Annotated in this window: 25 protein-coding genes and 3 tRNA genes; 19 read left to right on the forward strand and 9 right to left on the reverse strand. The window is 34.4% G+C overall.

Annotation, left to right across the window (positions count from 1 at the left end):
- The 11 genes from N4T20_RS15740 to N4T20_RS15790 all read left to right on the forward strand — a co-directional run bounded on the left by N4T20_RS15740 (position 1) and on the right by N4T20_RS15790 (position 8,229).
- On the forward strand, positions 1-393 hold the full coding sequence (locus N4T20_RS15740; RefSeq protein WP_260670081.1) for a VOC family protein: 393 nt from the start codon (positions 1-3) through the stop codon (positions 391-393).
- On the forward strand, positions 393-869 hold the full coding sequence (locus tag N4T20_RS15745) for a DUF4265 domain-containing protein (protein ID WP_260670082.1): 477 nt from the start codon (positions 393-395) through the stop codon (positions 867-869). The genes N4T20_RS15740 and N4T20_RS15745 overlap by 1 nt, the downstream gene beginning before the upstream one ends.
- 66 nt (positions 870-935) lie before the next feature.
- Positions 936-1,787, forward strand: coding sequence for a substrate-binding domain-containing protein (locus N4T20_RS15750; RefSeq protein ID WP_260670083.1), 852 nt, complete (start codon positions 936-938; stop codon positions 1,785-1,787).
- A gap of 19 nt (positions 1,788-1,806) precedes the next feature.
- Positions 1,807-2,739 carry a transglutaminase gene (locus N4T20_RS15755; protein ID WP_260670084.1) on the forward strand — a complete coding sequence of 311 codons (933 nt, stop codon included), beginning with the start codon at positions 1,807-1,809 and terminating at the stop codon, positions 2,737-2,739.
- A 216-nt stretch (positions 2,740-2,955) separates the two neighbouring features.
- Positions 2,956-3,327, forward strand: a complete 372-nt coding sequence (locus N4T20_RS15760) for a hypothetical protein (RefSeq protein ID WP_260670085.1) — start codon at positions 2,956-2,958, stop codon at positions 3,325-3,327.
- Between the two features lie 201 nt (positions 3,328-3,528).
- Positions 3,529-5,121: a ribosomal protection-like ABC-F family protein gene (gene abc-f / locus N4T20_RS15765; protein WP_260670086.1), complete on the forward strand. Its 1,593-nt coding sequence runs from the start codon at positions 3,529-3,531 to the stop codon at positions 5,119-5,121.
- 176 nt (positions 5,122-5,297) lie between these two features.
- Complete coding sequence (locus N4T20_RS15770) at positions 5,298-6,350, forward strand: linear amide C-N hydrolase (protein WP_260670087.1); 1,053 nt, start codon at positions 5,298-5,300, stop codon at positions 6,348-6,350.
- A 136-nt stretch (positions 6,351-6,486) separates the two neighbouring features.
- Positions 6,487-6,804: an ArsR/SmtB family transcription factor gene (locus N4T20_RS15775; RefSeq protein ID WP_111369098.1), complete on the forward strand. Its 318-nt coding sequence runs from the start codon at positions 6,487-6,489 to the stop codon at positions 6,802-6,804.
- 3 nt (positions 6,805-6,807) lie between these two features.
- On the forward strand, positions 6,808-7,275 hold the full coding sequence (locus tag N4T20_RS15780; protein ID WP_260670088.1) for an SRPBCC domain-containing protein: 468 nt from the start codon (positions 6,808-6,810) through the stop codon (positions 7,273-7,275).
- 5 nt (positions 7,276-7,280) lie between these two features.
- Entirely contained in the window at positions 7,281-7,658 is a 378-nt protein-coding gene (locus N4T20_RS15785) for a DoxX family protein (protein WP_260670089.1), read from the forward strand.
- A 13-nt stretch (positions 7,659-7,671) separates the two neighbouring features.
- On the forward strand, positions 7,672-8,229 hold the full coding sequence (locus N4T20_RS15790; RefSeq protein ID WP_260670090.1) for a DUF4256 domain-containing protein: 558 nt from the start codon (positions 7,672-7,674) through the stop codon (positions 8,227-8,229).
- A gap of 71 nt (positions 8,230-8,300) precedes the next feature.
- Here N4T20_RS15790 and N4T20_RS15795 read toward each other — a convergent pair whose 3' ends face one another.
- On the reverse strand, positions 8,301-8,651 hold the full coding sequence (locus N4T20_RS15795; protein WP_260670091.1) for a DUF2200 domain-containing protein: 351 nt from the start codon (positions 8,649-8,651) through the stop codon (positions 8,301-8,303).
- A gap of 120 nt (positions 8,652-8,771) precedes the next feature.
- Between N4T20_RS15795 and N4T20_RS15800 the strand changes: the two genes are divergently transcribed.
- Positions 8,772-9,170: a VOC family protein gene (locus N4T20_RS15800; RefSeq protein WP_260670092.1), complete on the forward strand. Its 399-nt coding sequence runs from the start codon at positions 8,772-8,774 to the stop codon at positions 9,168-9,170.
- Between the two features lie 172 nt (positions 9,171-9,342).
- Complete coding sequence (locus N4T20_RS15805; protein WP_260670093.1) at positions 9,343-9,774, forward strand: serine acetyltransferase; 432 nt, start codon at positions 9,343-9,345, stop codon at positions 9,772-9,774.
- On the opposite strand, the gene N4T20_RS15810 is transcribed toward N4T20_RS15805, so the two are convergent.
- The 3 genes from N4T20_RS15810 to N4T20_RS15820 all read right to left on the reverse strand — a co-directional run bounded on the left by N4T20_RS15810 (position 9,754) and on the right by N4T20_RS15820 (position 11,651).
- Complete coding sequence (locus N4T20_RS15810) at positions 9,754-10,149, reverse strand: VOC family protein (protein ID WP_260670094.1); 396 nt, start codon at positions 10,147-10,149, stop codon at positions 9,754-9,756. The genes N4T20_RS15805 and N4T20_RS15810 overlap by 21 nt on opposite strands.
- Positions 10,150-10,228: 79 nt before the next feature.
- Entirely contained in the window at positions 10,229-10,726 is a 498-nt protein-coding gene (locus N4T20_RS15815; protein ID WP_260670095.1) for a hypothetical protein, read from the reverse strand.
- Between the two features lie 82 nt (positions 10,727-10,808).
- Positions 10,809-11,651, reverse strand: coding sequence for a chromate resistance protein ChrB domain-containing protein (locus tag N4T20_RS15820; protein ID WP_260670096.1), 843 nt, complete (start codon positions 11,649-11,651; stop codon positions 10,809-10,811).
- Between the two features lie 188 nt (positions 11,652-11,839).
- Here N4T20_RS15820 and N4T20_RS15825 point away from each other — a divergent pair, with 188 nt between their 5' ends.
- From N4T20_RS15825 to N4T20_RS15845, 5 genes are all read left to right on the forward strand, one after another.
- Positions 11,840-12,370 (forward strand): endonuclease V, encoded by a 531-nt coding sequence (locus N4T20_RS15825; RefSeq protein WP_260670097.1) that lies wholly within the window; start codon positions 11,840-11,842, stop codon positions 12,368-12,370.
- Positions 12,371-12,540: 170 nt separating this feature from the next.
- Positions 12,541-13,599, forward strand: coding sequence for a serine hydrolase (locus tag N4T20_RS15830; protein ID WP_260670098.1), 1,059 nt, complete (start codon positions 12,541-12,543; stop codon positions 13,597-13,599).
- Between the two features lie 258 nt (positions 13,600-13,857).
- Positions 13,858-14,334, forward strand: coding sequence for a hypothetical protein (locus N4T20_RS15835; RefSeq protein WP_260670099.1), 477 nt, complete (start codon positions 13,858-13,860; stop codon positions 14,332-14,334).
- 8 nt (positions 14,335-14,342) lie between these two features.
- Positions 14,343-14,906 carry a Crp/Fnr family transcriptional regulator gene (locus tag N4T20_RS15840; protein ID WP_260670100.1) on the forward strand — a complete coding sequence of 188 codons (564 nt, stop codon included), beginning with the start codon at positions 14,343-14,345 and terminating at the stop codon, positions 14,904-14,906.
- A 73-nt stretch (positions 14,907-14,979) separates the two neighbouring features.
- The gene (locus N4T20_RS15845) at positions 14,980-15,774 is read left to right on the forward strand and encodes an MBL fold metallo-hydrolase (RefSeq protein WP_260670101.1); all 795 of its coding nucleotides are present in this window, start codon (positions 14,980-14,982) and stop codon (positions 15,772-15,774) included.
- Positions 15,775-15,893: 119 nt separating this feature from the next.
- Here the strand turns inward: N4T20_RS15845 and N4T20_RS15850 are convergent.
- The 4 genes from N4T20_RS15850 to N4T20_RS15865 all read right to left on the reverse strand — a co-directional run bounded on the left by N4T20_RS15850 (position 15,894) and on the right by N4T20_RS15865 (position 17,304).
- Positions 15,894-15,974: transfer RNA gene (locus N4T20_RS15850), tRNA-Tyr, on the reverse strand.
- 79 nt (positions 15,975-16,053) lie between these two features.
- A tRNA-Val gene (locus N4T20_RS15855) sits at positions 16,054-16,128 on the reverse strand.
- 790 nt (positions 16,129-16,918) lie between these two features.
- Positions 16,919-17,170 (reverse strand): GIY-YIG nuclease family protein, encoded by a 252-nt coding sequence (locus N4T20_RS15860; protein WP_260670102.1) that lies wholly within the window; start codon positions 17,168-17,170, stop codon positions 16,919-16,921.
- A 59-nt stretch (positions 17,171-17,229) separates the two neighbouring features.
- Positions 17,230-17,304 (reverse strand) — tRNA-Val (locus tag N4T20_RS15865).
- Positions 17,305-17,663: 359 nt separating this feature from the next.
- Between N4T20_RS15865 and N4T20_RS15870 the strand changes: the two genes are divergently transcribed.
- Positions 17,664-19,448 carry an ABC transporter ATP-binding protein gene (locus N4T20_RS15870; RefSeq protein ID WP_260670103.1) on the forward strand — a complete coding sequence of 595 codons (1,785 nt, stop codon included), beginning with the start codon at positions 17,664-17,666 and terminating at the stop codon, positions 19,446-19,448.
- Between the two features lie 176 nt (positions 19,449-19,624).
- Here the strand turns inward: N4T20_RS15870 and N4T20_RS15875 are convergent, their stop codons facing one another.
- Positions 19,625-20,794 carry a proline dehydrogenase family protein gene (locus tag N4T20_RS15875; protein ID WP_260670104.1) on the reverse strand — a complete coding sequence of 390 codons (1,170 nt, stop codon included), beginning with the start codon at positions 20,792-20,794 and terminating at the stop codon, positions 19,625-19,627.
- Between the last annotated feature and the right edge of the window lie 79 nt (positions 20,795-20,873).

Below are 20,873 nucleotides of genomic sequence, written 5' to 3' on the forward strand. Positions count from 1 at the left end.
ATGTTTTTGAGAGTGGCCAGACATACGAATGATTTAGAAAGAATTGAAAATTTCTATGTTGATGTGCTCGAATTTAAACGCTTGGGCGGATTTGAACATCACAATAATTATGATGGCGTTTTTATCGGTAAACCTGGTTTAGACTGGCATTTTGAGTTTACTCAATCTGATGTTAAAGCCAAGCATACTTTTGATGAAGACGATGTTATGGTCTTATACCCCAAAACTATTGCAGATTACGATAAATTAGTGAATAAATTAACGCAGCATAATATTGCAGTCATACCATCGCTGAATCCTTTTTGGAACGAAAACGGAAAAATGATTCAGGATCCAGATGGCTATAGAATCGTGATATCTCCTTTGAAAGCTGTAATAAGCGAAATAGAATAATGGAACAAGAAACTCATAAAAAAATATTATTTAAATACTATAGTGATTATCTGGACGAAGTAGTATCTGAAACGATGTGGGCAGAAATTATTGATCTGGAAAAAGGTCTTTTCAAACTTGATAACATTCCTTTTTTTGGGCCTTTAATTGCTACAGACGACATTTTTTATGCAGAATATGATGAAGATGAAGAGCGTTTTATGCATCGAAAAACGATTCAGAATTCAGGAAATTCGATCATTCAGGTTGCTGTTTTGGAAAAAGGTTTTGATAAAGAAATTATCCGAGAAAAACTAAAAGCGCTCAATTGTTTATCTGAAGGATTGAATGAAACTTTTTTTGCCGCAGAAATAGCCAAAGATGTTGATTATTCTTTGGTGAGAAGCCTTCTGAATGAATATGAATCTCAAGAAATTATCGAATTTGCTGAGCCTTGCCTATCAGAAAAACACAGAGCAGATTTATTAAAAAACTAAAAAAACCAAATTTAACCATAAGATTACGCATACCATACCAAGCAACTTAACTTAAACTTAAAATAAATGAAAACTGTCAAAATTGCAGGTGTTCCGGAACACTTCAATTTGCCGTGGCATCTATGCATTGAAAACGGCGAATTTGAAGAAGAGAACATCGACTTACAATGGACAAATGTTCCCGAAGGAACCGGGAAAATGTGTCAAATGCTTCGTGACGGAGAAACAGATTTGGCTGTTATTCTAACCGAAGGAATTCTAAAAGATATCGCAGCCGGAAATCCGAGCAAAATTGTGCAGATTTATGTGCAGTCTCCTCTGATATGGGGAATTCACGTTGATGCAAAATCAGATTTTCAAACGCTGAAAGATCTAAAGAACAAAAAAGCGGCAATTTCGAGAGTGGGTTCAGGATCTCAATTAATGGCTTATGTGAATGCCAATGAGCAAGGCTGGGAAATGGATGATCTTGAATTTGAAATCGTAAATACAATTGATGGAGCTGTTGATGCTTTGACCAATAAAAAAGCCGATTATTTTATGTGGGAACGTTTTATGACGAAACCTCTTGTAGATAAAGGCGTTTTCAGACGTATTGACGACTGTCCAACTCCTTGGCCATCATTTATTATTGTCGTTCGTGACGAATTCTTAAAAAAGAATGCTAAAACCGTAGAAACGATCCTTAAAATCATCAACAAAACAACTGTTGATTTTAAAGAGATTCCAGAAATAGACAAGAAACTATCTAAACTGTTTAATCAAAAAGCAGAAGATATTAAAGAATGGCTGAAATTGACCCAGTGGTCTCAGAAAAACCTGACTGAAAAGTCTTTTAATAAAATTCAAAATCAATTATTTGATCTGGGAATTATTGATAAAAAAAGTATTTTTGTAGAAACCGTAAAAGCATTGTAGATATTGCTTTTTGATTCGTATGATGAAATTCCCTAAAATTGACTTGCCGCTATTAAAATCTAAACTACAGGTGAAATCACCGTGGGACAGGATTATTATTTCGATTTTAAGTCTTTTAATCACAATTCCGATTTTCATCATACTGCATCAAAACTTGATCGATCTAGAATGGGCATTCAATCTAGACCGCATATTTATATTTATTTTTGTTTTTGCAGCCATATTTTTTCTTCTGATGTATCTCAGAACGATTATAATTCTTTGCGTTGCAGTTTATTTATTGATATTATTTTACGGCTCTGTAATTGGAAACTATGGTTTCAGCGAAATCTCAGAAGATTATAATTCGATGATTTACACCATGTCCGACAATCCGTATCCGCAGGATATTATTGTGGCCAAACTGCTTCCATTTCCAAATAAATCAAAGATTATCAATGCTATAGAGTACCAGAACCCAAAAGTGCGAAATTTTGCTATTATGGCAACAACCAAGCATTTTAAAGGAATTCGCGGCTATTCAGATTATCGAACTATAATTCAGTGTTTTGCTGTTTTTAAAGAAATAAACAGCAGATGGAATTATGTAAACGATCCAAAAGAAGGTGATTATATTGCAACCGCCAGCGAATCTCTAGAATATTTCTCTGGCGATTGCGATGATCACTCTATTTTGATGGCTGCTGCTGTGCGCTCCATCGGCGGAACTCCACGCCTTATTCATACCAAAGGGCATATTTATCCAGAAATTTTAATCGGTTCGATGATTGACTTGGAAAAAGTCAATTATTTAATTAAAAATGTGCTTTTTGCAAAAGAAAGCTACGGCAAAAAACTGCACTATCACATAGATGAGCGCGGTCAGGTCTGGATGAATCTCGATTATACTGCAACATATCCTGGCGGTCCATTTATGTACGAAGAAATTTTGGGAGCTTTAACGCTTAATTAACGCGTTTTAAAAAGTTTCTTTTACTGATTTTCATGCTTAAAATAACTGATTTGTATATAGCTGATTATCAATAAAAGCCCCGAAAATAACGGTTTTTCAGATTAAAAGCAATTCAATTTTAGAAGTAAAAAAAATCTTTATAAATATTTGATTTCGAATGTTTTAATGTTATTTTTTTTTGTAACTTTTTCCTGTTTAACTTTTAATCACAAAATCATGAAAAACTCTAAATTATTTACCCTCGTAATTGCCATTGCTGTCGTTGTATTAATTGTTTCATGCCATCTGAAAAGAGACAAGCTTGTGAATTCATGGAAAGTTACTGCTGTAGAACCGAAGGAAGCTGTTTCTGATTCTACAAAAAACGCGATTTTAGCCAATGGAATGCTAACTTTTACCGAAGATGGGCACGTAACAGGATATCTGCTTCGTGAAATCACCGACGGAACTTATGCGTTAACGCAAAAAGGAAAAAAACTTGTCATTAAAGACGAAGTTGGTACGCCATATGTTTGTGAAAGCACCATCACAGACGATAAATTAATTCTAGACACCAAAGAAGCCAAACTAACATTTGATAAAATTTAAGAATTAACATTTTAATTCAATTCAAAAACCATTCGCTACACTAGTACTGAATGGTTTTTTGATTTATAGAATTAAAATAAGTATCTTTGCACCTCTTTTAATAAGCACTGCTCTATGTGAAAAATAATTTCTTTCAGGAAAATTTAGCAAGCAACCACACCTAGTGGCTGCTAGAATATTTATCTATAAAAGAAAGGAATTATGCTTATTCTCCAAAATATCTCCTATCAGCATGAGAATAAAGATATGCTGTTTCAAAACATCAGTTTTGCACTAAACCATCATGACAAAACCGCTTTGGTCGGTAATAATGGTGTTGGAAAATCTACATTGTTAAAAGTTATCGCAGGCGAATTAAAGCCTTTTTCAGGTCAGATAATGCAGGATTCGAAAAACTATTTTGTTCCTCAGCTTTTTGGGCAGTTTAATAATCTTACTATTGCAGAAGCTTTGCAAATAAAGGAAAAAATAACTTCACTTAAACAAATACTTGAAGGTGTTGTCACAGAAGAAAACCTGCTGCTGCTGAATGATGACTGGACAATTGAGGAACGCTGTAAGGAAGCTTTGTCTTATTGGCAGCTCCATGATTTGGATTTGGATCAGAAAATGGAAACTTTAAGCGGAGGACAAAAAACAAAAGTCTTTTTGGCGGGAATTATGATTCATGAACCCGATTTCGTTTTGCTCGACGAACCTAGCAATCATTTGGATTTTGCCGGTAGAACATTGTTGTATGATTTTATAAAATCTACTTCCTGCACGTTATTGGTTGTAAGCCACGACAGAACACTGCTGAATCTTTTGAATAAGACGTTAGAAATGACAAAAAATGAAATTTCGGTCTATGGCGGCGGTTACGATTTTTATAGCGAACAGAAAAAAGTTGAAAACAATGCTTTAGAACAAGACGTTCAGAGCAAAGAAAAGGCATTGCGAAAAGCCAAAGAAAAAGAACGGGAAACTATTGAACGTCAAAATAAATTAGATTCTAGAGGCAAAAAGAAACAGGAGAAATCGGGTGTTGCCAGAATCATGATGAACACGCTTAGAAATAAAGCCGAAAATAGCAGTTCTAAGCTCAAAGACGTTCATGCTGAAAAAATAAGCGGTATTTCTGAAGATTTGAGGCAGTTGCGCTCTTCTCTCCCGGCTATAGATCAAATGAAATTTGGATTTGACACTACTTCATTTCTTAAAGGAAAAACACTTTTTAAAGCATCTGATGTTAATTATGCTTATGGTACTAAATTCCTTTGGAATGAAAATCTCAATTTTGAAATTCTTTCTGGAGAACGCATTGCCATAAAAGGCTTAAACGGTTCAGGAAAAACAACTTTAATCAAAATTATTCTTGAGGCATTGATTCCATCGCAGGGACAAACGGATTCATTGGCTAAAAAAGCAATTTATATAGATCAGGATTATTCACTATTGAATCAGAATCTTAAAATTTACGAGCAGGCTCAAGCTTTCAATGACAGCGGTTTGGAAGAGCATGAAATAAAAATGAGGCTAAATCGCTTTCTATTTTCTCGAAATGACTGGGATAAACCCTGCAACGCGCTAAGCGGGGGCGAAAGAATGCGTTTGATGCTCTGCTGTTTAACCATTAGCAACGAATCTCCTGAGATTATTATTTTGGACGAGCCAACCAATAATCTGGACATTCAGAACATTGAAATACTTACCGCGGCAATCAATGAATATCGGGGGACATTAATAGTAATTTCGCACGATCAGTCATTTTTGGACCAGATTAACATCGAGAAAAACATATTGCTTAAAAACTAAAACTGGAAACGCTGAGAATTATCTCAGCGTTTTTCTTTTAGCATTCGTTTGAAATTCAGGATAGTAAAATAAAAATTCCGTAAATTGCAGAAAAAGCTTATAAATTTAAGTTTGTTTTTCGAAATGAAATTCTTAGAAAATCCAAACCGTAATGTTTATTCAAAATCTATAATTTTATGAAATCACGAAACAGAATTTTTCCCGCTCTTCTTGCTTTTACATTATTGATAACCGAAACTGTTCTGCCTTGCACGCGAATCGTCTACGAAGGCTTAAACGGAACAGTCATTACTGCCCGCTCTATGGATTGGCGTGGCGAAATTCCAGCCAATTTGTGGATTTTTCCGCGTGGAATTGAAAGAGCTGGAGAAGTTGGAACCAGTTCGATCAAATGGAAATCCAAGTACGGAAGCGTTGTTACCAGTTCTTGGGACATTGCCTCTTCTGACGGCATGAACGAAAAAGGGCTCGTAGGCAATCTTTTATGGCTTGTAGAATCGCAATATCCTGCATTTGAGAAAAACGGAAAAGTAAAAGGTTTAGCGGTGTCATTGTGGCTTCAATATGTGCTTGATAATTTTTCGACCGTATCTGAAGCTGTAAATGCATTGGCTAAAAAGGAATTTGTCATTACTTCCTCTCATATTCCGGGAACCAATATTTTTGCAACAGTGCATTTATCGATTTCAGATTCTAGTGGTGATAATGCTATTTTCGAATACATAAATGGAGAACTGGTAATTCATCATGACAGAAAATATGTGGCAATGACCAACTCCCCTATTTTTGAGCAGCAATTGGCTATAAATGCGTATTGGAAAGGAATTCCAGGCACAATTATGCTTCCGGGAACCAATCGCGCCGCAGACCGCTTTGTGAGAGCCTCTTATTATATTGATGCTATTCCGAAAACGGATAATATCAGAACAGCTTTATCTAGTGTTTTTGGCGTAATTAGAAATTGCTCTGTCCCTTTAGGAATTTCATCAGAAACAGAACCTAACATCTCCTCTACCCGCTGGAGAACAGTTGCCGACCAGAAAAACCTGGTTTATTATTTTGACAATGTCTTAAATCCGAATGTTATTTGGGTTGAATTCAGTAAAATTGATTTTAGCGAAAAAGGAAAAATCAAAAAATTGAGCTTGGCAAATAATGAGAATTATGCTGGCGATTCATTGCTAAACTTTAAAGAAACCAAGCCTTTTCAGTTTGCTGGACTCGATTAAAAATGTTTTCTCAATTACTATAAACATCATAAAACCTTCAAATTGAAAAGTTTGAAGGTTTCTTTTTGAAAAAAAGTCAGAAAAAATATTGCGCAGTCAAATGACTTCATTATATTTGCAGTCAAATAACTGCATAATGGAAATTAGAAGAGATGTTTTTCAAGCCATAGCCGATCCTACCCGAAGAGCTATTTTAAGTTTAGTTGCTATTCAGGCCATGACGCCTGGAGCAATTGCCGAGAATTTTAATTCGTCAAGACAGACTATTTCAAAACATATTCAGATTTTGAACGAATGTGAACTATTACACCAGACACAAAACGGGAGAGAAATTTATTATCATTTAAATCCAGAAAAAATGAAAGAAATTGACAAGTTCATCGAACCATTCAGAAAAATGTGGGACGATCGTTTTAATAAGTTAGAAGCAATTATGAAAAACTATAAAAAATAAACCATGGAAAAGAAAACAAAAATTCACGCAGAAGATGACAGATTGGATCTTGTAATTACGAGAGAATTTGATCTGCCTGTTGAACTTTTATTTAAGGCTCACACAGAATCGGATATTGTCGCGCAATGGATGAACACAAAAGTTTTGAAACTTGAAAGCAAAAAAAATGGCGGATGGGAATATGAAACCAGCGATTCTAACGGGAATGTAGTTTTTAAAGCGAATGGTGTTTTTCATGATTTTGTTCCGAATGAAAAAATAGTCCGCACTTTTGAAATGGATAATATCAATTTTGCGCCTCAATTAGAATTTTTGGAGTTTGAAAAACTAACCGAAGAAACCAGCAAACTGACTATGCAAATTATTTATAAATCGATTGAGCACAGAACAACGCAGTTAAAACTGCCATTTGCACAAGGATTAAATATGGCGCATAACCGATTGGAAGAAATTGTAACTAAACTAAAATAAGAATCATGAGCAAAAGAAATAAAATTATGTATTGGGTTGCCACTTTATGGCTGGCGTTAGGAATGACATCAACGGGAATCGTACAGCTGATTCCGTTAAAAGAAGAAGCAGAAATGATACAGCGTTTAGGGTATCCGCTTTATTTTTTAACCCTTTTAGGCGTTTGGAAGCTTTTGGGAGTAATTGCTATTTTAATTCCTAAATTCGGTTTATTGAAAGAATGGGCTTATGCAGGTTTCTTTTTTGCAATGTCTGGCGCTGTGGTTTCGCATTTGGCGATAAAAGATGACGCTTCATCTCTTTTTGGACCAATATTATTGATTGTTTTAACTTTAGTTTCTTGGTATTTCAGACCAGAAACCAGAAGATGCAGTTCTAATTAAAAAACTTTAGAAAATGAAAAAGCAACTTACCGCAAACGAACAGGACGAACTATTGAGCATACTCGAAAAACGTTTTGAAAAGAATAAAAACCGTCATGAGAATCTCGATTGGTCAAAAATTGAAGCAAAACTAAAGGCAAATCCGTCAAAATTGTGGTCTCTTGACGAAATGGAAAGAACTGAAGGCGAACCAGACGTGATTGGATATGATGCTAAAACGGACGAATTTCTTTTTGCAGATTGTTCTGCTGAAAGTCCAAAAGGGCGCAGAAGTATTTGCTACGATCATGAGGCGCTCGAAAAAAGAAAGGAACACAAACCTGCCGACAGTGCTGTAAATATGGCAGAACAAATGGGAGTTGAAATCTTAAATGAAGAGCAATACAAAGCGCTCCAAAAATTAGGAAAATTTGATGCCAAAACTTCGAGCTGGATTTTAACTCCGCCAGAAATTAGAAAACTCGGCGGTGCAATTTTCTCAGATTTCAGATATAATACCGTTTTTGTTTATCATAATGGCGCAGAATCATATTATGCAGCGAGAGGTTTTCGCGCTTTGCTGAGGGTTTAAGATAATTGCACGAAATTAGATTTAGAGTTTTAAATTATCAATAAAGAAGAGGCTTTAAAACGCCTCTTTTTTTAATCCCTTAAAATTTTCTCCATTTTCTTGCCTTTTGCCAATTCATCTATCAATTTATCTAAATATCGAATTTTCCGTATCAACGGATCTTCGATTTCTTCTACACGGTAACCGCAGATCACACCCGTGATTTTGGAAGCGTTTGCATTTAGTTCTGGAGCTTCGGCAAAGAAAGTTTCAAAATCAACTTTTTTCTCAATTTGTTCTTGAAGCTGCTTATCGTTATATCTTGTTAACCATTTAATTATGATGTCTAATTCTTCTTTTGTTCTCCCTTTCTTTTCAGCTTTCTGAATGTATAAAGGATAAACGCTAGAAAATAACAGCTTATATACTCTTTCGTTTTTCATTTTATTCTTTTTAGCGCCAATTTGGTTTTATGTAAATATAAATCAAAACTTAAAAAAAACTCGGATACAAGAATTATTTATAACTTAGATTTTTGAAAAATAATCTTAAAAAATACTATTATGGAAAACAATTCAAACGATACAACGCCAAAAGTGACTGGACTTGGCGGTATTTTCTTTTTTATGGATAATCCGAAAGAAACTAAAGAATGGTATGCTAAAAATTTAGGATTAGAAATCAACGAATGGGGATCGGCAAGTTTTGAGTCTAGAAATCTGGAAAACCCAGAAGAGATAGAGTCTACGCAATGGTGCTCGTTTAAGAAAGGAGATGAGTATTTCTCTCCGTCTAAAAAAGAATTTATGGTAAACTATCGCGTTCAGAATATTGAAGGGCTTTTAGAAAAACTGAAAGCAAACGGTGTGACTGTTTTAGACGATATTGAAACGTATGAATACGGAAAGTTTGTGCACATCATGGATACTGAAGGCAATAAAATTGAACTTTGGGAACCTTAAATTTAGTTAATGAATTATGAGTTATGCGTGAATTTGCTATTGAAAAATACTGAAAAATAATATGTTTGATAAGCTGGTTAGAATCAATTGCCATTCAAAAAATAGATTCTTTAAAAAGATTGCCGCGCAGTTATTGGAAAAGCTGTATTGCTGCGAAATAAACTGTGCAGAAATGGACAAAAGCGTTCTGTTTGCCCATCACGCACGCGGATGCACAATCGTAGCATCTAAAATCTGCGAAAATGTGGTTATTTTTCAAAACGTCTCTATTGGGGCTAATTTAAAATTCAATAAATCGAGCAATGAATGGGAAAACGTAGGAAATCCTATCATTGCTAAGAATGTCATTATCGCCGACGGAGCCAAAATTTTAGGTCCAATCGTTATTGGCGAAAATTCTGTTATCGGTGCTGGAGCCATCATTACAAAAAATATCCCTTCAAACAGTGTAGCTTATGGCGTGAATCAGTTTAAACCAAAGGACAAAAACTATGATTTGATATTTAATCCAAACATGATTAATCCGCAGAAAATCATACATACCAATAAAAAATTAGTAACAGCATTCAATCAGCAAAACGAATCACATTCCGGGCCAATATAAAAAGTTGAATTTATGCCCATCCGGATCGGCAAAACCGAAAGTATAGCCCAATTGGTAGTTTTCTGGCTCAGAAAAAATAGTTCCGCCAGCTTTTTTGACTTCATCATACCAAAGATCTACTTCTTCCCTGCTCTCTGCAGAAAGCGAAAAGATAATTTCGTTTTCATTTTTAGCGTTGACCAGTTCCCCTTTTAAGGCTGTTTTAAATCTTTCAACGGTAAAAAAGTTGATGATGAAATTATTCTCTGCAATAGAAAAACTTACGAGTTCTTCTGTGTTTTGCCCATTTTGCTTGAATCCTAAAGCAGAGTAAAATTTAATGGTCTGCTGTAAATCGTTTGAAACCAAGTTGGCCCATATCATTTTAGTTTTCATAAACTTTAGTTTTAATTGATTGCAACTAAGTTAATGATAATCAATGAAATTTGAACAAATATTTTTTGTCTGTAAACTATTAAAAAGCAATTCCAAACTGAAAGCCAACTGTAAAACTGGCAGGATGATCGTTGCCAAAACGTACTGGCAAAGGTACCGCAACAAAATAACTGCAATTGGCGCTTTTTACAATTGTTTTATTAAAAACGGGAGTAAAACCATATCTTCCGCTAGTTTCAAAAGCGGCTCTTCCGGCAAACGTGTAACCTTTTCCTAAGGCAACTAAAACTCCAGGATGAAATAGCAAATTGGTTACTTTGCTTGTTCCTTTATCGTCTTTTATGTTTGGAACCATTTCAAATGAAAACCCGATTTTTTCATTTTTCCAAATATTTATTCCCGTCGGAAAACCTACAGCGTAGTAATCTCTAAAGTTTATTGTAGTTTCATCTTCATTAATGGTCACTATTGGGTGCAATATGCCAAAGTATCCCGTTATTTTTGGATAAGTAGTTTGCGAAAAAACAGTAAAACCCCTAAATAGTATGGCAATAATAAGAGTGTGCTTAAAAGACATTGTTTGAAATTTTGGTTATAAAAACAAAGCTAAAAGCATCTGAAGCCAAAAAATAGAACTCAGTTTACCTTTTGTATCTGGTTTACTTTTTTGACTTTTTTCTGTATGCAGAAGGATTTTTTCCTGTGTGAAGTTTGAAAATTCGAGTAAAATGGCTCTGGTCTGAAAAGCCAGTCATATAAGCTATTTCCGTTAAAGTGTGAGTTGAATTTTCAATGAGATGAATTGCTTTTTCGATGCGAAGCTTTCTAACATATTCGCCAAAATTCAAATCTTCAAAATGTTTGGAAAACTCTCGCGATAAATAGGACGGATTTAAATCTAATTCGCTCGAAATTTTCTTTAAATCAAAAGCAAACTGCGCATCAATTTGGTCTTGAATGATATTTTTCAATTCCTTGACCCATGAAGGTGTTTTGGCTGATGCTTTTTTGTCTTTTAGAAATTTGTTGTAAACCTCGTGCAGCAGTTTCTCAAACGGACTATTTTGCAGATGATTTTGCTGATACAGATGCGTGGCCCAGCTGTACAAGGCATCATATACCATCATTCCGCTTTCTAATAGTTCATAATCGTCTTTAATATTGTAAGCCAGCCCGGCAGAAATAGCCCAAAGCCCAGCCGATTCTTTCGCGATTTCGTGCCTGTCCGTATCCGCGCCACGCACAATTCCTGCAATAATTTTGACAGCCGGATCTTTAATTTCGTATTTCTTTACGATGTAATCAAAAGTGCATTCTTCATTGTAATGCGTAAACTCAACATTCGGAATGTCAAACGGAATAGCATCAAGCTCTTTTGATTTTACTAATACATCTTCAAAAGGAACATAAATGAATTCAGATTCTGGATCAACAAATTTTCGAATCAGCCACGGACAGGCGATTCGATCTATTTTGGGTCTTTCTCTGGTAATCCATTTCATTTTGAAATACTATTGAGGAATGTTACTTAAAATTTTAGCTAAACTACGCTTATTTATGATTTTTTCAAAAGCTTGAATTTTAAAGTCTAAGGATATTGTTTAAAAAAGATTTAGGTTTTTCTAGCGATGAGTAGTTCGCTATTAAAGCTTTTTCTACTTTTAGAGTCTAAATATTTTATAGAAATACCATGATTCTAGCCTTTGATACTTATTATTTTGACCAAAAAGCAAAAACAATCTGCCTTGAATTTGCAGAGTGGAATGAAGACAAAAACTTCAAAATTCATTCTGAAATAATTGATAATGTTGCAGAATACATTCCAGGAGAATTTTACAAAAGAGAATTGCCGTGCATTTTAAGCTTGTTAAATCAAATTGACCTGTCTCAGGTTGAAGCAATCGTTGTTGACGGTTTTGTGTACTTAAATGATGAGCAAAAATATGGTTTGGGCGGTTATTTATATGAAAAACTAAATGAAAGAATTCCGATTATTGGGGTTGCCAAAACGAATTTTGCTTCTATAGAAAAGAATAAAAAAGCTCTTTTTAGAGGTGACAGTAAAAAACCGCTGTACATTACTGCAATCGGAATTGATTTGGACGATGCTTTTAAAAAAGTCGAAAGTATGCATGGAGAATTTAGAATGCCGACTCTATTGAAAGAATTGGATAGATTAACAAAGGAAAATTTAGAATTCCAAAAACAAGAAAATGACTAGTGTCAAATTATTGATTGTTAGTGTTTTGTGAATATTCGAACGCCTGTTTTAAAATAGTCGTACCATTTTTTTTGAGAAAATGCGTTCGACTTTTTTTATTCGGTCGCCTAAGAGCGGGTTCTTTTTCAATTTTGTATCGAAATAAATTTTTAACCTAAAAAATCGATACCATGAAAGCTTCAGTAAAAATCTTAGCTGTAATTTTAGCAATAAGCAATATTTCTTTTGGACAAGATGCCGCAAAAAAAATAGATTCTATAATAAAAGATAATTATCAAAAAAATCCTAATGTAGGCATTAGCGTTGGTTTTATCAATAACAATAAAGAATACTATACTTCGTATGGCAATTTGAATTCAAAAAGCGATGCTAAAATTGATAAAAACTCAATATTTGAAATTGCCTCTATCACTAAAATTTTAACTTCTAATTTAATTGCGCAGGCAGTGAATGAAAATAAACTTAAAACAGATGATTTTATAGATACCTATCTTCCGACTGCATATAAATTGCACCCAAATCTTCAAAGCAAAATAAGAATTTCAGATTTGGCTTCTCATCAATCTGGTTTGCCTGATATAGATTTTGGAAAACTGATCGAATTGAATCCGCAACAGCCAGTAAGCAGCGTAACACAAGAAAGTTTGACTTCCTTAGTTAATAATTGCACAGAATTAGTCGATTACGGCAAATACCGCTATTCTACCATTGGCTATACTCTACTTGGTCAAATACTAGAAAAAATTTACAATAAAAGTTATGATGAAATTATAAGAGAAAAGATTTTTCAACCATTAAAAATGAAACAAACGCTGACTAAAGATTTTAATGTAAAAAACATCACCACAAGCCACAATCCAGATGGCGGGATTCAAGAGTTTTTTAAATGGAATATTACAGCTCCAGCAGGATTGGTAAAATCAAATGCGGCAGATATGATTGTTTATCTAAAAGCTATTTTGAACGACAAGAGTGCTGTTGGAAAAGCAGAATTGATTGCAGAAAAAATCTATTATAAAGACCAAAAAAGAGAAATGGGATTAGGTTTAGGCATCATGACAGATGATAAAAACACCATTTATTCTAAATCAGGAGATTCTATGGGGCAGTCTTCAATTATATGCTATAACAGAGACAAAAAATGGGGAATCATCATATTATTGGATCAGCGAAATTCAAAAATGAGACAAAATTTGCTTAACGCAATCTATGACAATGTTTTAAAATAAACTGAAACAAAAAACTCCTCAATCAATTTGGGGAGTTTTGTTGTCATATTTTTATTGAATGTATGTATTGCTTTTTCCAAAAATCTGCAACATTTAAATTTAAGTTTTATAAAAATGAAGGTTAAAGGATTTCATTTATATTAGCGTACCAAAATCTAGCTATCTAATATGTCTCTTACGATGCACGAAATTTTAGAAATTAAAGAATTAAATACTGAGGATATCCAATTTCTTAAAAGAGACTTAAAAAAGTCGTACATGGTTGCACTTTTTTTAGCGCTAATCGGCATTGTACTGCCTGCTTATTTTATTTATTTAATTACTGTCAAGTCATATGCTGAAGATAAAGAATTTGCATTGCTGATGGTGATTGTGGTTTTTAGCTTTTGGACTTATATAGCCGTCAAAGGAATTATAGATGTTAGAGAAGAAAAGCAGAATTTGTTGCTGCAAAAAAAGATTGAAGGAAATGTAAGCATTTTGAAAAAAGAAGTTGTTACTAATGAAGGCTATGAATCGGATACACTTTCTCATGAAATAACCATTTATTCTCCAATTGAAGAAAAATATAGGAACATTTCAATTTATAAAAAGGATTACAATCAGATTCAGGTTGGAGATTTTGTAAAAATTACCTATTTTACGGATAATACTTCTATAAAAGATTTAATTTTTGAAGACCGAAATTTAAAATCCAAGTATTTTACAACTATTCAACAACAGTTTGATAAATAAAGTTTTAAATGACATCTATAATAGAATATTTTGAAAAACTGGGTTTTCCAGAACATACTTTAGAAGAATTTTTGAGCTGTATAAAAACAAGGCAATTTTCTGCAAATGAGCTGATTTTAGCACAAGGACAGCTAGAAAACTATTTGTCATTTATTGACACAGGAGTTGTCAGATATTATGTGGTTGCAAATGATAAAGAAATTACGTTTGATTTTGCTTTCAAGAATTCCTTTTATTGCGCCTACGATTCTTTCTATAATCGAACCAAAACGGAAGTTTATGTTCAGACCTTGACTGAATGCCAACTCTATTCTATATCCTACGAAAATCTACAGCGCCTTTACGAAAAATGCGAAACGGCAAAAAAACTTGGTCGCATTGCAACAGAATATCTCTTGGAAAAGAAAGTAAAAAGAGAATTGGATCTTTTGACCAAAACTCCGCAAGAACGATATGAAAGACTTTTATTGGAGCAGCCAAAATACATTCAGCAGATTCCGCTAAAATACCTTGCTTCTTACATTGGCGTAGTGCCAGAAACATTAAGCAGGATTAGGAAACGCATTTCTTGATCGAAGTCAATTTTCGAACCAGTTATTAAACCCAGATTTGCATCAATATTTTAACAATTAAAATCAAATGCAAATGAAGGTTACAATTACACATATCGACACGGCTTGCGTGCTGATAAACATAAATGGCTTTAAAATTCTGACTGATCCCACTTTGGATCAAAAAGATGGATTTTTTCCGCAATATGTCAGCAGTCCGATGGCATTTTCAAAAAAGTACTGCAGTCCTGCTTTGTCACTTGATGAAATAGGTACAATAGATTTGGTTTTATTAAGCCACGATCATCATAGCGATAATTTAGATAAAAAAGGGCGTATTTTTATTCAAACAGTTCCAATTGTTCTCTCAACAAAAGATGCCGTAAAACGCTTAAAAAACACCAATACAATAGGGCTTGACGACTGGCAAGAATATAGTATTGAAACTGAAAAAGTAAAAAATCTAAAAATTACTGCGATACCTGCTCAGCACACCAATATCAAAAGATTGAACAAAGTTATGGGAAAGGTAATTGGTTTTGTTATAGAATGGGAAGGTCAGCAAAATGGCTGTTTGTATATCTCGGGAGATACTGTGCTTTTTGACGGATTGTACGAATTGGAGAAAAGAAAGAAAGTCGATATAGCCATTTTACACCTAGGCGCGGGAGCATTTCCGTACTTAAAAAAGAATTTAAGAGTAACTATGAATGGCGAAGAAGCAATTGCAGCAACGCAGCTTTTGAATCCAAATATTGTGATTCCGATACACTACGAAGGATGGTGGCATTTTAAGCAGTCTGTAAAATCTTTAAAGAACGAAATTGAAAAATCTGTTGTGAAAGAAAAATTTCTCTGGCTGGAAAGTGGTGTCCAAACCATTCTCTAAATTTAAGAATTACAATTAGCATAACCGAATTTCTTTATTTGTGAATGATTATGCTCATGATAAAAACTAGTAAAAGCAAAAAGCCTGTAAGTCTTTCGATTTACAGGCTTTGTTTTTTGTGGGGAGAGCAGGATTCGAACCTGCGAAGTTCACACAGCAGATTTACAGTCTGCCCTCGTTGGCCGCTTGAGTATCTCCCCAAAATCTGAGCGCAAATTATAATTTATTGCATTCAGGAAAGTCAAAAAAAAAATCCCTAATTTCTTAAGGAGTCTTTTGTGGGCGATGAGGGGTTCGAACCCCCGACCCCCTCGGTGTAAACGAGGTGCTCTGAACCAGCTGAGCTAATCGCCCTATTTTATTAGGTTGCTATCGTTTGTGATTGCGAGTGCAAATATACAGCTAGATTTTATATTTGCAAGTGTTTTTTAGAAAAAAAAGCAAAATATTTTTTACTGTATTGTTTATCAAATAGCTATAAAATCAGAAAAGGTTCGAACCCCCGACCGCTTCCGATTAAAAATCGGAATGCTCTGATCCAGCTGGGCTAATCACCCTATTTCATTAGGTTGTCTTTCGTATGTGACAGCACGGCTAAAGCTAGATTTATATTTGCAAGTGTTTTTTAGAAAAAAAAAGTAAACTATTTTTTACTGCATTGTTTATCAAATAGCTATAAAATCAGAAAAGGTTCGACCTCCCGACCGCTTCCGATTAAAAATCGGAATGCTCTGAGCCAGCTGGGCTAATCGCCCTATTTCATTAGGTTGTCTTTCGTATGTGACAGCACAGCTAAAACTAGATTTATATTTGCAAGTGTTTTTTAGAAAAAAAAAGTAAACTATTTTTTACTGCATTGTTTATCAAATAGCTATAAAATCAGAAAAGGTTCGAACCCTCCCGACCGCTTCCGATTAAAAATCGGAATGCTCTGAGCCAGCTGGGCTAATCGCCCTATTTCATTAGGTTGTCTTTCGTATGTGACAGCACAGCTAAAGCTAGATTTTATATTTGCAAGTGTTTTTTAGAAAAAAAAAAGTAAAATATTTTTTACTGCATTGTTTATCAAATAGCTATAAAATCAGAAAAGATTCGAACCCGCGACCGCTTCCGATAAAAATCGGAATGCTCTGAGCCAGCTGGGCTAATCTTTATTTTTTATCAGTTTCTCAATTTTAATTCTGCTTTTCCATGATTTTATTTGGAGTTCTCTTTTATAGGCAAGTTCTTTTGTTTCGTAGTTTTCGGTATAAACTACTTTCCAGTCATTTGCATTTCCAGTAAAACCGTTGCTTTTTTGATTGTGCCGAATCAGCCTTTCTTCTAAATTTGAAGTAAATCCAATGTAGTATCTATTTTTGCTTTCGCTAAATAATATGTAGACAATAAAATTCATAAAAGTATGTAAAGCAAAAAACTCCAAAATCAAATGACTTTGGAGTTTTTGGAAGTTTGTGGGCGATGAGGGGTTCGAACCCCCGACCCCCTCGGTGTAAACGAGGTGCTCTGAACCAGCTGAGCTAATCGCCCTATTTATTAGGTTGCTATCCTTTGCAATTGCGAGTAAAATTATCGGCTATCGACCTCTTCCGATAAAAAATCGGAATGCTCTGTATCCAGCTGAGCTAATCGCCCTATTTTACTAGGCTACTATCGTTTGTGATTGCGATTGCAAATTTACACCTAGATTTTGTATTTGCAAGTGTTTTTGAGAAAAAAAAGAAAACTTTTTTCTAGATCTCTATTTTTAAGCCATTTAAAAACAGAGAAAATTTTAAGTTTTCTTATTATTTCGTTAAAATGCCAAATTAAGAGTTCTAATTCTTAATAATCTTTTGCAGTGATTCGACTTAATCATACATTTGTAAACCTAAAAATAGTATATTCTAATGGCACGATTTAAAGAAAATGATTTACCTAAATCAAAAATAACGGCTACTTCACTTCACAAAGCAAAAACAATTTTTACATACGCGGGACATCACAAATGGAAATTTTTCATTGGCTTGATTTTTCTTTTACTCACCGGCGCCACTGCCCTAGCCTTTCCTAAATTGATGGGAATGTTGGTAGATTGTGTAAAAAATAAAGATAATGACGAGGCTAATCAAATTGCATTAGGATTGATTGTGATTCTTTTTTTGCAATCTTTCTTTTCATTTTTCAGACTTTCATTATTTGTAAACTTTACCGAAAACACATTGGCCAATCTGCGTTTGGCTTTATATACCAATCTGGTAAAGCTGCCCATGACTTTCTTCTCTCAAAAAAGGGTCGGGGAATTGAATAGCAGGATCAGTGCCGATATTACGCAAATTCAAGATACATTAACCACTACAATTGCAGAGTTTTTACGTCAATTTATTTTAATTATTGGAGGAATTATCCTTTTAGCGACAGAAAGTTTCAAATTGACTTTATTAATGCTTTCTGTAGTTCCGCTAGTTGCAATTGCGGCTGTAGTATTCGGACGATTTATTAGAAAATATTCTAAAAAAGTTCAAGATCAGGTAGCAGAAAGCCAGGTAATTGTAGAAGAAACGATGCAGGGAATTAGTATCGTAAAGGCTTTTGCTAATGAATGGTATGAAATCGCCCGTTATAAAGGAAAAATTAATGAAGTGGTAAAACTGGCCATCAAAGGCGGTAAATACCGTGGTTATTTTGCTTCGTTCATTATTTTCTGTTTATTTGGCGCAATCGTGGCGGTTGTTTGGTACGGAGTTCGTTTGAGTATTGCCGGCGAAATGAGCGTTGGACAATTAATTTCATTCGTATTATATTCTACTTTTGTTGGTGCTTCTTTTGGCGGAATTGCCGAATTATACGCTCAGATTCAAAAAGCAATTGGCGCTACAGAACGTGTTTTTGAATTATTGGATGAAAGTCCAGAAAAAATCAATTTGGGTTCAACTAAAAATCAGGAAAAAATTAAAGGAAATGTTACTTTCAAGAATGTAGCATTTAGTTACCCTACGCGTCAGGAAATTCAAGTTCTTAAGGATGTAAACTTTTCAGCAGAATTCGGTCAGAAAATCGCTATTGTTGGTCCAAGCGGCGCCGGAAAATCGACTATTTCATCTCTTCTTCTTCGTTTTTATGACATTACTTCCGGCGAAATTACAGTTGACGGCAAAAACATTTACGATTATGACTTAGAAAATCTTCGCGGCAATATGAGTATCGTGCCTCAGGATGTAATTTTATTTGGAGGAACAATTAGAGAAAACATCGCGTACGGGAAACCAGATGCAACTGACGAAGAAATTATCCAAGCTGCAAAACAAGCCAATGCTTTCAATTTTGTGGATGGTTTTCCTGAAAAATTCGAAACTTTGGTTGGAGAACGTGGTGTCAAACTTTCTGGAGGACAGCGCCAGCGTATTGCTATTGCGAGAGCTTTACTTAAAAATCCAAGCATCTTGATTTTAGATGAAGCTACATCATCTTTAGACAGCGAAAGCGAAAAACTTGTTCAGGAAGCTCTAGAAGTATTAATGGAAGGAAGAACAAGCATTATCATTGCTCATCGTCTTTCTACGATTAGAAACGCTGATAAAATCCTAGTTTTAGATAATGGAAAAATTTCTGAAGAAGGAACTCACCAAGAATTAATAAATTTAGAGAACGGAATTTATAAAAACTTAAGCAACTTGCAATTTAGCAACTCTTAAAAGAAAATTCTTTTCTTAGTCCCGAAGCTTCGAGGCTAAATTGTAATAAAAAAAAACTGCATTTGGTTTTCAAATGCAGTTTTTTTATTTAAATATTATTCAAAAGAAAGCCCGACAGTTTTTTAAAATCTGTCGGGCTTACTATTTCTATAAACAGTAAATTGAGAAAACTAAGATTATTTCCCTTTTCTTCTGTTACGTTCAGCTTTAATCATAGATAATTCACGGCTTGTTTGGCCAGCCACAGAAGTATTTTCTTCAGCGCGACGAATTAAATATGGCATAACATCTTTCACAGGTCCGAATGGCAAGTATTTTGCAACATTATAGCCGTTTTCAGCTAAGTTGTAGCTAATATTGTCGCTCATTCCATATAACTGTCCAAACCAAATTCTAGAATCGTTTTTAGCAATTCCTTTCTCAGCCATCATTTCCATTAATTTGTATGAACTCAATTCGTTGTGAGTTCCAGCAAAAATGGCCATTTTATCAAGATGCTCCAACATATAATGTACAGCATTATCGTAGTTCACGTCTGTAGCTTCTTTAGAAACGCAGATTGGAGAAACATAACCTTTTTCTTCCGCTCTTTTGTTTTCTTTTTCCATGTAAGCGCCACGAACCAATTTCATTCCGATATAGAAACCTTCAGCTTTGGCAACTTCGTGAAGTTTTTTCAAGTAGTCTAGACGATCCCAACGGTACATTTGTAAAGTGTTAAATACAATTGCTTTTTCTTTATTGTATTTACGCATCATATCGGTAACTAAATCATCGGCAGCATCCTGCATCCAGCTTTCCTCACCATCAATTAATAAGGCAACATCTTTTTTGTGCGCTTCACTGCATATTTTGTCAAAACGAGCCACTACTCTATCCCATTCTGCTTGCTCGGCTGGGTTCAAAGTTTGTTTTTCTCCTAATTTTTCATACAATTCAAAACGTCCTAAACCTGTTGGCTTGAAAACGGCAAACGGAATAGCTAATCGCTCTTTAGCAAAATCGACTGTTCTTAAAGTCATTTCCAAAGCAGCATCAAATTGCTCCTCTTCTTCTTTTCCTTCAACAGAATAGTCCAAGACAGAAGAAACTCCTTTTGTAAACATTTTGTCTACCACAGTAAGACAGTCATTTTCGTTTACACCACCACAAAAATGGTCAAAAACCGTTGCTCGAATTAATCCTTCTACTGGTAAATGAGCTTTAATTGCAAAATTAGTTACAGCAGTCCCTATTCTTACTAAAGGCTCACTGTCAATCATTTTGAAAAGAAAATAAGCTCTATCAAGTTCCGTGTCACTCTTTAGTGAAAATGCAACCTGCGTGTTATCGAATATCTTTTCCATTAAAATTTATTTTTTATGCAAATATAGAGAGTGTTTTGAATATTATTCATAAAACGATGCCATATTTTTTAATATCTTT

Origin of the sequence: Flavobacterium sp. TR2, from assembly GCF_025252405.1 — a bacterium.
Taxonomy (GTDB): domain Bacteria; phylum Bacteroidota; class Bacteroidia; order Flavobacteriales; family Flavobacteriaceae; genus Flavobacterium.

Coding starts and splice junctions, on each gene's coding strand:
- N4T20_RS15785 (WP_260670089.1), top strand. CDS start 7,281: ATGAGCAAAAGAAATAAAATTATGTATTGGGTTGCCACTTTATGGCTG.
- N4T20_RS15810 (WP_260670094.1), bottom strand. CDS start 10,149: ATGAAAACTAAAATGATATGGGCCAACTTGGTTTCAAACGATTTACAG.
- N4T20_RS15770 (WP_260670087.1), top strand. CDS start 5,298: ATGAAATCACGAAACAGAATTTTTCCCGCTCTTCTTGCTTTTACATTA.
- N4T20_RS15745 (WP_260670082.1), top strand. CDS start 393: ATGGAACAAGAAACTCATAAAAAAATATTATTTAAATACTATAGTGAT.
- N4T20_RS15775 (WP_111369098.1), top strand. CDS start 6,487: ATGGAAATTAGAAGAGATGTTTTTCAAGCCATAGCCGATCCTACCCGA.
- N4T20_RS15815 (WP_260670095.1), bottom strand. CDS start 10,726: ATGTCTTTTAAGCACACTCTTATTATTGCCATACTATTTAGGGGTTTT.
- N4T20_RS15845 (WP_260670101.1), top strand. CDS start 14,980: ATGAAGGTTACAATTACACATATCGACACGGCTTGCGTGCTGATAAAC.
- N4T20_RS15825 (WP_260670097.1), top strand. CDS start 11,840: ATGATTCTAGCCTTTGATACTTATTATTTTGACCAAAAAGCAAAAACA.
- N4T20_RS15870 (WP_260670103.1), top strand. CDS start 17,664: ATGGCACGATTTAAAGAAAATGATTTACCTAAATCAAAAATAACGGCT.
- N4T20_RS15760 (WP_260670085.1), top strand. CDS start 2,956: ATGAAAAACTCTAAATTATTTACCCTCGTAATTGCCATTGCTGTCGTT.
- N4T20_RS15780 (WP_260670088.1), top strand. CDS start 6,808: ATGGAAAAGAAAACAAAAATTCACGCAGAAGATGACAGATTGGATCTT.
- N4T20_RS15750 (WP_260670083.1), top strand. CDS start 936: ATGAAAACTGTCAAAATTGCAGGTGTTCCGGAACACTTCAATTTGCCG.
- N4T20_RS15835 (WP_260670099.1), top strand. CDS start 13,858: ATGGTTGCACTTTTTTTAGCGCTAATCGGCATTGTACTGCCTGCTTAT.
- N4T20_RS15875 (WP_260670104.1), bottom strand. CDS start 20,794: ATGGAAAAGATATTCGATAACACGCAGGTTGCATTTTCACTAAAGAGT.
- abc-f (WP_260670086.1), top strand. CDS start 3,529: ATGCTTATTCTCCAAAATATCTCCTATCAGCATGAGAATAAAGATATG.
- N4T20_RS15860 (WP_260670102.1), bottom strand. CDS start 17,170: ATGAATTTTATTGTCTACATATTATTTAGCGAAAGCAAAAATAGATAC.
- N4T20_RS15800 (WP_260670092.1), top strand. CDS start 8,772: ATGGAAAACAATTCAAACGATACAACGCCAAAAGTGACTGGACTTGGC.
- N4T20_RS15840 (WP_260670100.1), top strand. CDS start 14,343: ATGACATCTATAATAGAATATTTTGAAAAACTGGGTTTTCCAGAACAT.
- N4T20_RS15820 (WP_260670096.1), bottom strand. CDS start 11,651: ATGAAATGGATTACCAGAGAAAGACCCAAAATAGATCGAATCGCCTGT.
- N4T20_RS15795 (WP_260670091.1), bottom strand. CDS start 8,651: ATGAAAAACGAAAGAGTATATAAGCTGTTATTTTCTAGCGTTTATCCT.
- N4T20_RS15805 (WP_260670093.1), top strand. CDS start 9,343: ATGGACAAAAGCGTTCTGTTTGCCCATCACGCACGCGGATGCACAATC.
- N4T20_RS15740 (WP_260670081.1), top strand. CDS start 1: ATGTTTTTGAGAGTGGCCAGACATACGAATGATTTAGAAAGAATTGAA.
- N4T20_RS15755 (WP_260670084.1), top strand. CDS start 1,807: ATGATGAAATTCCCTAAAATTGACTTGCCGCTATTAAAATCTAAACTA.
- N4T20_RS15830 (WP_260670098.1), top strand. CDS start 12,541: ATGAAAGCTTCAGTAAAAATCTTAGCTGTAATTTTAGCAATAAGCAAT.
- N4T20_RS15790 (WP_260670090.1), top strand. CDS start 7,672: ATGAAAAAGCAACTTACCGCAAACGAACAGGACGAACTATTGAGCATA.